General features: G+C 38.2%; 8 protein-coding genes. 6 read left to right on the forward strand and 2 right to left on the reverse strand.

Annotation, left to right across the window (positions count from 1 at the left end; translation table 11 throughout):
* Window positions 1–115: 115 nt before the first annotated feature.
* Complete coding sequence (locus tag LRQ06_RS19075; RefSeq protein WP_232768631.1) at window positions 116–2569, reverse strand: glycogen/starch/alpha-glucan phosphorylase; 2454 nt, start codon at window positions 2567–2569, stop codon at window positions 116–118.
* Window positions 2570–2903: 334 nt separating this feature from the next.
* On the opposite strand from LRQ06_RS19075, the gene malT reads away from it, so the two are divergent.
* From malT to LRQ06_RS19090, 3 genes are all read left to right on the forward strand, one after another.
* Entirely contained in the window at window positions 2904–5612 is a 2709-nt protein-coding gene (malT, locus tag LRQ06_RS19080) for an HTH-type transcriptional regulator MalT (protein WP_232768632.1), read from the forward strand.
* Between the two features lie 396 nt (window positions 5613–6008).
* A complete protein-coding gene (locus LRQ06_RS19085; RefSeq protein WP_232768633.1) occupies window positions 6009–6182 on the forward strand; it encodes a hypothetical protein in 174 nt (57 codons plus the stop codon).
* Window positions 6183–6216: 34 nt separating this feature from the next.
* On the forward strand, window positions 6217–6867 hold the full coding sequence (locus LRQ06_RS19090; protein WP_232768634.1) for a BUD32 family EKC/KEOPS complex subunit: 651 nt from the start codon (window positions 6217–6219) through the stop codon (window positions 6865–6867).
* A gap of 120 nt (window positions 6868–6987) precedes the next feature.
* Here LRQ06_RS19090 and LRQ06_RS19095 read toward each other — a convergent pair whose 3' ends face one another.
* Entirely contained in the window at window positions 6988–7974 is a 987-nt protein-coding gene (locus tag LRQ06_RS19095) for a CobW family GTP-binding protein (protein WP_232768635.1), read from the reverse strand.
* Between the two features lie 494 nt (window positions 7975–8468).
* Here LRQ06_RS19095 and clcA point away from each other — a divergent pair, with 494 nt between their 5' ends.
* The 3 genes from clcA (at window position 8469) to codA (ending at window position 13090) form a co-directional block, all read left to right on the forward strand.
* A complete protein-coding gene (gene clcA, locus LRQ06_RS19100) occupies window positions 8469–9920 on the forward strand; it encodes a H(+)/Cl(-) exchange transporter ClcA (RefSeq protein ID WP_232768636.1) in 1452 nt (483 codons plus the stop codon).
* Between the two features lie 244 nt (window positions 9921–10164).
* Window positions 10165–11667, forward strand: a complete 1503-nt coding sequence (locus tag LRQ06_RS19105; RefSeq protein WP_232768637.1) for an EAL domain-containing protein — start codon at window positions 10165–10167, stop codon at window positions 11665–11667.
* Window positions 11668–11845: 178 nt separating this feature from the next.
* Window positions 11846–13090, forward strand: a complete 1245-nt coding sequence (gene codA, locus LRQ06_RS19110; protein WP_232768638.1) for a cytosine deaminase — start codon at window positions 11846–11848, stop codon at window positions 13088–13090.
* Window positions 13091–13134: the final 44 nt, after the last annotated feature.

Genomic DNA, 13134 nt, shown 5'->3' on the forward strand with positions numbered 1-13134 from the left:
TTGCCTAAATCACCATCAACTCGCTGCAAAAACCATCACCAAAGATCAACAGACCCTAAGAACTAAACAATCATTTCATAGCCGTAAAAAAGTTCCGGCTATGAAAAAGGCTAAATCAGCGGTTAACCGCTTTTAGATGCCAAATGTTCTCAACATAATCCCGGATAGAACGATCCGAGCTGAATTTACCAACGAGTGCCGTATTAAGAATCGCTTTATGTGCCCACCCTGCCTTGTCTTTATATTGCTCTTCAGCTTTTTGCTGCATCTCAACATACGATGAAAAATCAGCCAAACACAAATAAGGGTCTCCACCAGATAGTAATGTATCGTATACTGGTTTTAAACGAGTTGGGTGTCCGGGAGTGAATGTATCCGAATTCAGTAAATCCAGACACGCTTTAAGTAATGGATCGGATTGGTAGTATTTCTCCGGCTGATAATCTGTTTTTAATAACGCGTTCACTTCATTGACATTTAGCCCAAAGATAAAGATATTTTCGTCACCAACTTCTTCCCTGATTTCAACATTTGCTCCATCCATTGTACCAATGGTTAATGCTCCATTTAGAGCCAGCTTCATATTCCCGGTACCTGATGCTTCTTTACCCGCAGTGGAGATTTGTTCGGAAATATCGGCAGCAGGAATAATGATTTCAGCAAGACTAACCCGGTAATCAGGAATAAATACCACTTTGAGTTTATGATTGACTCTAGGGTCCTGATTAATCGTATCTGCCACCTGATTAATCGCAAAAATAATTTCTTTTGCTAACTTATATCCCGGAGCCGCTTTCGCTGCAAAAAAAACGACTCTTGGATGCATATCAAACTGTGGGTCATTAAGAATTCGATAATACAAAGAGAGGATATGTAAAAGGTTCAGATGCTGCCTTTTGTATTCATGAAGCCTTTTGATTTGAACATCAAATATTGCTTCCGGGTTTATTTGCAGATTTAAATGCGATTTTACCCACTCAGCCAAACGTAATTTATTTGCCCGTTTGATAGCCATATAATCAGATTGGAATCCGGTATCATCAGCAAATGGAACTAAATCGGATAAACTTTCCAGATTTGTCTGCCAGACGTCACCAATTTTATCCGTGATTAAATCAGCCAGTTTGGGATTACAGAAGGTTAACCACCGGCGGGGACTTATACCATTAGTGACATTTTTAATATGTTCAGGATAAAGCTTATTAAAATCAGAAAACAACTCGGTTTTAAGCAATTCCGTATGCATTGCCGCCACGCCATTAACAGCATAAGTCCCAGCCACACATAAATTCGCCATTCGGACAAGTGGCTTCTTATCAGACGAAATGACCGCCATAGCGTCCTGCTTTTCTTTATCTCCGGGCCAAAGCTGATTCACTTCGTTCAGAAGATATTGGTTAATTTCCGCAATCAATTCCATGTGACGGGGTAATAATTTCTCAATCAATGCCTGACCCCATGTTTCCAGAGCTTCTGGCATCAGTGTGTGATTGGTATAAGCAAATACTTTTCTACAAATGCACCAGGCCTTATCCCAAGTCATATCCCTCTCATCAATTAAAATTCTCATTAATTCGGGGATAGAAATGGTTGGATGAGTATCATTTAACTGTATCGTTTCATAATCTGGTAAAGATTCCAGAGAATGGCCGGAACTTTCATGCCGTCGTAAAATATCAGCAACTGAGGCTGCACTATGAAAATACTGCTGCATCAGTCTTAGTTCTTTACCCTTTTCATGATTATCATTGGGATAAAGAACTTTCGTCAGACGACTTGCTTCAATCGCATCCAACTCAGCATTGACATAGAAACCATCATTGAATTTGTCTAGAGAAAATGGTTCCGGAGCCCGGCACTCCCATAGTCGAAGTGGATAAACCGTATCACTTCTATAACCAACGATAGGTATATCCCATGCGACCGCTTTAACCGTCATAGCTGGTTTCCATACCCGTTTCTGACACCCGTTCTCTATTTCTGTAACCACCTGCCCAAAAAAACCGACAGTCTGACTGAGATCGAGTCTCTGACGCTCCCATGGGTATCCTTCTTCCCCTTTCCATCGATCAGGACTTTCATACTGACGCATATTAATAATTGATTGTTTAAAAAGCCCGTATTCATAATGTAAACCATAACCAACGGTTGGAAACTCCTGCGCGGCACAAGAATCCATAAAACATGCCGCCAATCGCCCCAGCCCACCATTACCTAAAGAAGGGTCGCGTTCTTCTTCCAAAAGATCAGTCAGGCTCTGTCCAAGTTCATCCATGGCAGTTCTCACCTGAGAATATAATCCCATATTAATCAGATTGTTCCCGGTCAAACGACCAATCAAAAATTCTAATGACAAATAGTTCAAGCTTTTCGTGCTATTTATACGTTCATCGTTTTCAGTATTAACTAAATTAAGAGTTGTCATGTCTGACAGCGCCCTTGCCATGGCCAGATACCATGCTTTGGGTGTTGCCATGTCTAAACTATGTGCATACGTTGAATTCATATGAAGCTTTACTTTTTCCTTAAAAGCTTCCGAATCAAAGTTATTAATTTGTGATCCTTTCATTACTATCTCACCGTTTTTTAATTCATCATGCTTATCCTGCACAGTCTTTAGCAATGAAACATCATCCCGTTGAATTGAATTTTGGTAGGAGTAAGCAGGGCGTAGAATATATTTAAACAGAAGTATTAATAAAGTAAGGTTCAGGAAAAGACATTCTTATATTTGTTAATGCAGTCAACATAAATTTCATAAATATAGGATGATAAGCAAAATAAATTGCTTAATATCAATATTAATGAGACATTCGACAAAAATATTCATTCTTATATTGAAATCAAACAAAAACAAGTAGCACAATTATTAAATTCATTAATAGAAATATAGTATTTGTATTATGCTTATACCTTCTAAATTAACTCGTCCAAGTCGCTTACATAATGCTATATCCAGGCCTAAGGTCCTTAATGTATTAGCATCGGCTGCTAATTACAAATTGGCTTTATTCCATTCTCCGGCCGGTTATGGTAAAACGACCATGGTCTCCCAATGGCTAGCAGATGTCTCATCTGTCGGTTGGTACAATATTGATAATGAAGATAACGATTGTTTTCGTTTTATCAATTACTTCATCCAGGCTATCAATATTGCGACAAACAATGGGTGCCCGAATAGTGTCACTCTGGCTGAGCGTAATCAGTATTCATCCATGTCGTCTTTATTTGCTGAACTCTTTAACGAAATTGACGGTATATCTCAGGATTGTTATGTAGTTCTTGATGACTATCATTCAATCGATGACGAACAAATTCATGAAACCGTTCGGTTTTTTATTAAGCACATGCCCCAAAATATTACGGTAGTTGTCACCAGCAGGTCTAATCCTCCACTTGGTATCGCAAACCTCCGTATCCGGAATTCACTTATAGAAATCGATAGTGAAATGCTCGCTTTTGATGAAGATGAAACAAGGCGTTTTTTTAGTCAGATCATTGCTGGTGAATTCGATCCGGAAACCGTTCGGGAACTCAGAACTTATGTTGAGGGATGGCCTGCAGCTCTTCAACTTATTGCTTTACAAACAAAGCATTTGAACCGTTCTCTTGCTCAATCCAAACAATCTGTCTTACAGTTTAATCATGACCACCTTTGGGAATATCTGATTGAAGAAGTATTTGCCTATATTGACAAAGACACCCAGCTATTTCTGCTGCAATGCTCAGTCCTGGAAACATTTAATGAAGTTTTAGTCTCGGAATTGACGCAGAGGAATGATGCTCTCAATCTTCTTGAAATGCTGAATCGATACGGGCTTTTTATTCATCAGCTAGAAGGAGAAAACAATTGGTATCGCTTCCACCATTTGTTTGCGGAGTTTCTTGCTCATGAACGCCATATAAAGTTACCGGAAACCGAATCTCAGCTTCAGTCTCAGGCGGCCAGGGCATGGCTGAAACTCAATCTACCCAGTCAGGCCTTGAAACACGCTCAAAAAGCCCAAAATAGTGACTTAATCAGCCAGTTACTGTTAAGTCGCGGTTGGACTATGTTCAATCAGGGTGAACTGTCTACTCTGGAATCCGCTATCACTTCACTGGATAAAGATCATTTGTATTCGCATATGAAGCTTCCTTTGCTTCAGGCATGGCTGGCGCAAAGCCAACACCGTTATACCGCCGTAGAGGACATGCTAAAGACGGCTGAAGCAGAAATGAAGCAGAGAAATGTAGTAATTAATACCTATGAACAAGGCCAAATCAATGCCCTTCAAGCTCAGGTTGCCATTAATAAAAATAATCCTGATCATGCGCTGGAGCTGGCAGAGCTGGCGTTGAGTCAGCTCGACAACACCAATTTCAGAAGCCGGATTGTTGCTACATCAATTGTCGGGGAGGTAAACCATGTACAGGGTAACCTTAGCCGTGCGTTGTCATTGATGCAACAAACTGAAAAGCTGGCTCGTCAGCATCAGGTTTATCATCAGGAATTATGGGCACTGCTTCAACAAAGTGAAATTTTACAGGCACAAGGGTATGTACAGGCGGCATTTGAATTGCATGAAACAGCATTCAAACTGATAGACGAACATAAACTTCATCAAGTTCCCCTTCATGAATTTTTATTAAGACTTCGTGCACAGATCCTATGGGGTTGGAATTCTCTGGAAGAAGCCGAAAGATTGGCCTATAAAGGAATACAAGTTCTTGGAAACCTTGATACAAGCAAGCATCTGCACAGTTATTCAATATTGGCCAGGATATCTATTTGCAGAGGAGAACAGGATAAAGCATCGAAATTTATCAACCAGATTGAAAAACTGTTACATCAATCGACCTATCATATTGACTGGACGGCCAACGCTTCTTTTTCCCGGTTATTGTACTGGTATACGTGTGATGACATCGCTTCCATTTCAGTATGGTTAGAGAATGCATACAAACCAGCTAAAGCGACCAATCATTTTTTACAACTGCAATGGAGAAATATTGTAAGAGCCCAAATTTATACTAATCAGCTAGAGGAGGCTCAGGAAAGTTTAACCTTTCTTCAAAAAGAAGCGAAACAATTGAACCTTGTCACTGACATCAACCGAAATTTAGTGATTGAGACAATTCTGGCGAATCTAAAAGATGACAAAGAAAAAGCCGAAAAATCCTTACAGGAAGCGCTTATTATGACAAATCAGACTGGTATGGTGGGGGATTTTCTTGTTGATGGTGGGCATATCTTTCCGGTTCTGGAGAGAGTCATACAAAAACAAGTTTTATCGGATCTGGAAAAACACCGTGCAAGGTATCTTTTAAAAGAAATATCACACAAGCAACGCAGTCGTTCCACGCACTTTGACGAAGAATTTATAGAGAAATTAATCAACCACCCTAAAGTGCCAGAGTTAGTACGAACAAGCCCTTTGACACAACGCGAATGGCAAGTACTAGGACTCATATACTCTGGATTCAGCAACGAACAAATTGCACAAACGCTTAATGTCGCTGGAACAACAATAAAAACTCACATTAGAAATTTATACCAAAAACTCAATCTGGAAAATAGGAAAGATGCTATTAAGACAGCCGAGAACCTACTTCGCTTAATGAAATATTAGCTTTTCTATCCATTAATGAAATACTCTGATGAGTTCGGAGGAACTCAATAAGCCGTACTCATCAGAATTTCACATTAAAATCAATTAATTTAAAATAAAATTTTTGTGACAAAAGCATGAGTAGTAGCCAAAATAATATCCATATCACATAAAATTATTTTTTTTGTATTATTTTCACAAAACAAGCCTATAAAACGTGATCAAAATATAACTATCACCACATCTCATCCCCTCAACTTTATTTATAATACCATTACTTCATCCACAAATTTTTATGTATAAGATGAAGAAAAATACTCACTGCTTATTTACACTTATATATTATTAAATATAAAAATCACATTTCAAAGATAGTGTTAACAGTTCGAACTCAATCAGAAATGTTAAGGAAAGTATATGAACAGTAAAGAAGCAGCTCAATACTATAAAAACTCAATAAAAACAGCCGTAGAGAAAGGAAATATTAATAAAGCAAATGCACTATTAGAAGAAGCAAAATCATTAGGAATACCTTTTATTCAGGCATACTTTATAAAAAAAGTCAATAAATTCCATAACATAAGAATATAATCTAATATGTATATAAATTTGAGATAGTATAGATATGAATATCAAAAATGCAGAAGGTAAGTATATTACTACAAAAATAGGATGTTTAAAAATAATTAAAAAATTAGGTAAAGGGAAATCAGGTTACTCATATCTGGCTAGTAATGCCAATAAGAAGTATGTTATTAAGTTTATGCACAATGAATTGTGTTCATATTATTCATTTGGTTCGGAGTCCAAAGTAAAACTTGAACTGAATGCTTATAATTTACTAAATAAATTAAAAATATCAATTCCAAAGTTATATAATATTAACATTAAAGATAATTATTTAGTCAAAGAGTACATTGATGGAGAGCTGATAACAGATAGTATCGTTAATAATAGGCTCAATGATGCAAGTCTAAGACAAGTATTTATAATATCAAAAAAATTGAAAGCATCAAAGATCAATATTGACTATTTCCCTGATAATTTCATCTATGCCGACAAAAAATTATATTACATTGACTACGAATGTAATCCATATGATGAAGAGTGGAATTTAGAGAACTGGGGATTATATTACTGGGCAAATTCTCAGGGATTATCCGCTTATAAGAAAACCCATGATGACACATTTATTAATGACAAGACAAACAATGGCCGCCCTATTAAAAAAGGATTTGACAACATTGTTAATCACTGGATTAGTCAATACCAATAAGTAATAATCATCTTCTATTTGTGATTGAAAGAGATGAGAATAGCGGGAAATTTGCCTTCTTTTGCCAAAATTGGCGATGACTATCTGACAACCCGCTACCTACTAATTAGTTCATATGAATCAGGTATATTTTACGCCTGATAAAGTAACTAAAATTTCATTCAGTTCTTCCCAGGGCATCAACTGAGAGTCTATGACTTCGATTCTGGATTCGAAACCATCTAAAGATAGCTCGTTAATAGATAATACTCCGTTTGCTTTATTAAACGCATAGCATCCACGATCGGTATTCACAACCGCCTTAACCCGCTCAGCCGTTAACTCCTGAAATAGAGAAAACAACGCATCAAACTCAAACGTGTATTCAGCACCAAACAACCAACCGCAACTATAATAGCCCTGTCCGGTATTCTCTCTTCGGGTATAAGCCTTACCCGGTTCCAACATAAACTGAGGCTCTTCCTCTGCATGATGGTGGTGATGTTTATCTTCTTCATTCCATTCTTCATTTCGGCGAGAAAGTTCAAGAATTTCCGGAGGGATCTGCCCTTGCCTAACCAGTTTATGAAACACTTTTGCCGGTGTTTGTTCAGTCAGCCAGCTGTTAAAAGTATCAATGTCCTGAGCAGTACACAAATCTACTTTATTACCGATAACAACATCTGCACAATTCAGCTGATCCTGAAAATTCTGATTAGACAGATACTTCTCATTACTCAAATAACGTGGGTCCGTCAGTGTAATGGTCGCTTTTAAATCGATATAAGGAGAATATTGTGCGGAAAGCAGAAGAGCAATAATCTCTTTAGGATGCCCTAATCCGGTTGGTTCAATAATCAGGCGGTCGGGCTGCTGGCGAAGCAATGCAGTAATAGCAACAGAAGTAGGCACACCGGCTGCACAGCACATGCATCCACCCGGTACTTCTTTTACCACAGCCCCCTGCCCGGACAACATCGCCCCATCAATACCTATTTCACCGAATTCATTGACCAAAACGGCCCATTTCTCATTTTCCGGCTTGTTATTAAGAAGTGAAAGAATCGCAGTAGTCTTCCCGACACCCAAAAAGCCAGTGATGATATTGGCTGGTATCTTCTGTGGCATTTTCTTACTCCCTTTATATACCCAAGTGGCTATTTTAATCATTCCACCAGAAAAAAACAGAATTTATCATATAAAAGAATGTTTTCTGTATGGGAGCAACGAAAAAGGCGCACCGTTAAGCACGCCTTTTATTTTCCCCGTTACTCATATCGTGAGCTTGCGAACCGTTATCAGTATCTGACGGTCATAGGCGGGGACTGTCATTTGAACTTCTTTGTCTGTATCAGAATCCAAATTGTATGTAAGACGCTTTCAACCTCCATTTGGTCCATTAACTTTGCCTTACATGTTAATAATGGAACAAAATTCTGTATGTGCCATAAAAATGTATTATTTTTGGGTATCGCTCACACTTCAAAAATTCGATATAATACCTACCTCCCAAATATGAAAATCAACATTGCAACATTACCAGTTCAGCTGCTGTTTCGGACAGGTATAATTGCACGCTCGTTGATCCCCATTACTCATTTTCGAAGAGGTATTGATTTAAAATGTCTACAAAAGAGAGATTTCGTACAGCCCTCCTTGCCAGAGTCCCAAAAGACTCAATTAACCAGTTTCTCTCTAAAGACAAAACTCCTGTATCAGTGCTCATTTTATCGGTTATTGTCGGCGTTTTGGCTGGGTTTGTCGGAACGTATTTCGAACTGGCTGTTCATTTTATCTCAGACACAAGAACCGAATGGCTGAAAAGCGAAATTAGCAGCCACTTTCCCCTCTGGCTGGCCGCGTTTCTTATCAGTGCCGGTCTGGCATTTATTGGTTACTATCTTGTTCATCGATTCGCTCCCGAAGCAGCTGGTTCAGGAATTCCGGAAATAGAAGGCGCTATGGATGGTATGCGCCCGGTACGCTGGTGGCGGGTGTTACCTGTCAAATTTTTCGGTGGAATGGGGTCTCTGGGATCAGGAATGGTACTCGGACGGGAAGGTCCGACGGTTCAAATGGGTGGCGCTATTGGACGTATGGTTTCCGATATTTTCCGGGTAAAAGATGATGATGCCCGTCATTCTTTGTTAGCTTGTGGCGCAGCTGGTGGCCTTACCGCTGCCTTTAATGCTCCTCTTGCTGGCATCATGTTTATCATTGAAGAAATGCGCCCACAGTTTCGTTATTCTCTTATTTCAATTAAAGCCGTTATTATTGCTGCAATTTCTTCTGATATTGTTTTCCGCATTATAAAGAGCCAGGATGCAGTAATTGATATGCCTCAGTATCAGGCTCCCGCCATCAATTCTTTATGGCTTTTTCTGGTTCTGGGGATTTTCTTTGGTATTTTCGGGGTTTTCTTTAATAAGCTAGTCACCATATTCCAAGATATCTTTGCAAAAATTCACAAAAATAACCGCAAGCGCTATCTGATTACAGGAACTCTTCTTGGCGGCTTCTTTGGTTTAACGCTGCTTCACGTTCCAGAATTAACTGGTGGTGGTATACACTTAATCCCAACATTAACGACCGGTGCGTATTCCGCCAATTTTCTGTTACTGCTATTCCTTGGAAGAATTCTGACAACCATGCTGTGTTTCGGGTCTGGCGCACCGGGCGGTATTTTTGCTCCAATGCTGGCACTTGGAACCCTCTTCGGCTACGCCTTCGGCGCAACAGCAAACAGCATGTTCCCTCATCTTGGTATCGATCCCGGTATGTTTGCAATCGCGGGCATGGGGGCATTATTTGCCGCAACAGTAAGAGCACCGATTACCGGTATTCTACTGGTTATTGAAATGACAAATAACTATTATCTCATTTTACCGTTAATCATTACCGGATTGGGTGCCGTTATTTTTGCGCAATTATTAGGTGGCCAGCCTATATACAGCCAGTTATTACACCGAACATTACGTAAAGAAAAGTTACAGCAACAAGACTTACCACCTCAGGACTCTTCTCATCTGGATCAAGAAGCGACTGAACAAGAACAAGCGACGACAACAAAATAAGTTTTCCGGATCGTGGATATATACTTAAAAGAGTACCCTAAAAGTACTCTTTTTATTTTTTAGCCTAACTTAATTTTATTCTAAAATTAAGGTTGAGATGATATCGTTTTTTCTTTTCATTAGTACAAGTTCTCAAAATACGCATAACAATCCAAATGATATAACTATTTGTAAAGAAATATGATGATTCTACCCTGATGTTTGTGATAACTTAATACTATTCTATTTGCAAAGAGATATTTTTATGAAGAAGAAGAGATTATTCATATTTTCCCTTCATCTTTTCGGTATTTTGACCATATCTGTTTTTGGATTTTTTCGTCTGGAAACAGCAGCAAATACAGCAGCAATAAAACTGCAAGAGACAACCATCAATCTTTTTAATCAAACTGAAATATTTTATAATCACACGTTGTCCAAAACTATCACAGGTGGTGATTGCCAAGAATTCCTGAAGGTTTCTGAACCTTTTCTATACCAAAACCCTTATATAAGAAGTATTACCCTGAGTGATGGCGGAACAATCACCTGCAGTACTATTTCAAAAAATAAAAAAATAAAAATGAAGAATTGGAGACCACTTAATTCAGAAAATCAACTTTTTTATACTGATAAAACACCATTCAAAAACAGAGAGCTAACTATGCAACGTGGTGTCCTGTTACTCCGGATTCCTATGTCAAGATCCATCGCAACAACCTTTGCATACCATCCAGATTTTTTTAAACAAGCATTAACTACTCCATCTAATTTTCATTTATCCCTTCACTTTGATGATATTGTGTTTACTTCATCAGGTATTTTTCACCAAAAAGACACAGAAAAACCAGATCACATTCTTCAGGCCGATTTATTCGGCACATCGTATAAAATTACCTACTCGGATACACTGCATTATATTTTTGCTAATTATGGTATTCTCTTACTTATGTGGATGGCTTTAATTACCTTTGCCGGCTCACCACTATATAAGAACTTTGAAAACTATAACCTAGCATATTTTCGAATTAAAAAAGGAATTAAACGAAAACAATTCGAGCCCTATCTTCAACCGTCATTTGATATCGATGGAAACTTAACAGGCGCAGAACTTCTGGCTCGCTGGGTTCACCCTAAAAAAGGAATAATCTCTCCATCAGAATTTATCGAAATTGCAGAAAATAATGGACAAATTATTGAAATAACAAATCAATTAATAAATAAAACAATTAAAAAGCTTCAACAACACCATTTTAATAAAAAGCTATTTTTGTCCATTAATATTTGTCCAGCTCAGTTTGAAAACGATGATCTTTTCAATGACTGTATATTAATAAAAAACAAATTATTAAAAAATAATATTGAACCTATTCTTGAACTAACGGAAAGGATGGAGCTTACAAATAATAAACTCTATATGAATTATATTGATCGGCTTCAGAAACAAAATTTTCTTATCGCATTAGATGATTTCGGTACTGGTCATTGCTCATTAAAATATATCCACCAGGTAAATGTTAATTTTATTAAAATAGATAAAAGTTACATTAATACGATCGATGATAATAATTCAAATACCAATATTTTGGATAATATCATTGATCTTGCAAAGAGAATCCAAGTTCCCCTTGTTGCTGAAGGCATCGAGACTCAAACTCAACTTGATTACTTGCGTGGTAAGCAAATTCGGTATTATCAGGGTTTTTTCTTCGAACGACCGATTTCAATAGATAACTTCATTAAAAAATATCATTCAGAAAACCAATAAGCACTTAAATCCCAACACACCTATTGATATTCCTCTCAGATAATCAGGCATCTTGATCACATTCATCCACCGTTCAGGATAATTTCGATCCAGATAAACCGAAATAAAACAGGAATAGACTACTATTAACACAAGTGAATATAAACCATTATAGAATTAATGTCATAGAGGGAGCCTTATGAAAATCATAAATGCCCGCCTGCGCCACCATCAGGAGCTTTTCACTCTTCACTGCAGCAATGGAATATTTACTCAAATAGAAAAACAACCTCACCCGCTTAAAGAACCTTCAGACATAGACGCAAATGAGCAATTATTATGTGCTCCTTTTGTTGAGCCTCATATCCACCTCGATGCAATCTTTACCGCTAGCGAGCCTCGCTGGAATCACAGTGGTACTCTCTTTGAAGGAATCGAATGTTGGGCAGACAGAAAAGGAATGCTAAGCACAGAAGATGTACAGTCCAGAGTTTTAAAAGCGGCCGAGCTTCTGATTAATAACGGTATTCAGTACATCAGAGCTCATGTCGATGTTACCGACCAAACCTTAACTGCTTTAAAAGCAATAACAGCTTTAAAAAAGAAACTGTCTCCATATCTGGACATTCAGATCGTTGCCTTTCCACAGGAAGGTATTTTTTCTTTTCCCGAAGGGAAAAAGCTAATGATCGAAGCGCTGGAACATGAAGCTGATGTGATTGGAGCCATACCTCATTATGAATTTACCCGTGAGTATGGCGTGGAATCCGTAAAATGGGTGATGGAGCTGGCAAAGCAGCATAATAAATTGGTTGATGTTCATTGTGACGAAATCGACGATGAAAATTCACATTTTCTGGAGGTTCTGGCAACAACTGCACTGGAAACAGGAATGAAAGAAAAAGTGACGGCTAGTCATACTGTTGCAATGCATTCATACAATAATGCTTACTGTTCAAAATTATTCCGTCTGTTAAAAATGTCCGGCATTCAGTTTGTTTCCTGCCCAACAGAAAATACTCACCTTCAGGGAAGATTTGATTGTTTTCCGAAAAGACGCGGCATTACAAGAATAAAAGAGCTTCGTGAATCCGGTATCAATGTTGCTCTTGCTCAAGATTCTATTCAGGATCCCTGGTATAGCTTAGGTAATGGTAAATTGCTTCGTCAGGTTGATTTCGCTCTGCATACCTGTCATATGATGGGATACGATGATTTTACCAATGCCTTAGACTTTATAACGGAAAATGGAGCAAGAGTAATGAATATTTCCGAAGAGTATGGGATAGGAATTGGTAAACCCGCTAACTTTATTATTCTTCAGGGTACAGACGACATTTCAGTCATCAGAGAACAAGCCGACATCCTCTGGTCCGTCCGAAAAGGAAATATATTGGTAGAGAAACAACCGGCCAAATTTCTTAAAACCGTCTCTTTCAGTTAACGATAGTTTGGACAACTAACCGGAAAACGTCATGACCCTTTGGG

Origin of the sequence: Vibrio salinus (assembly GCF_021272385.1) — a bacterium.
Lineage (GTDB): Bacteria > Pseudomonadota > Gammaproteobacteria > Enterobacterales > Vibrionaceae > Vibrio > Vibrio salinus.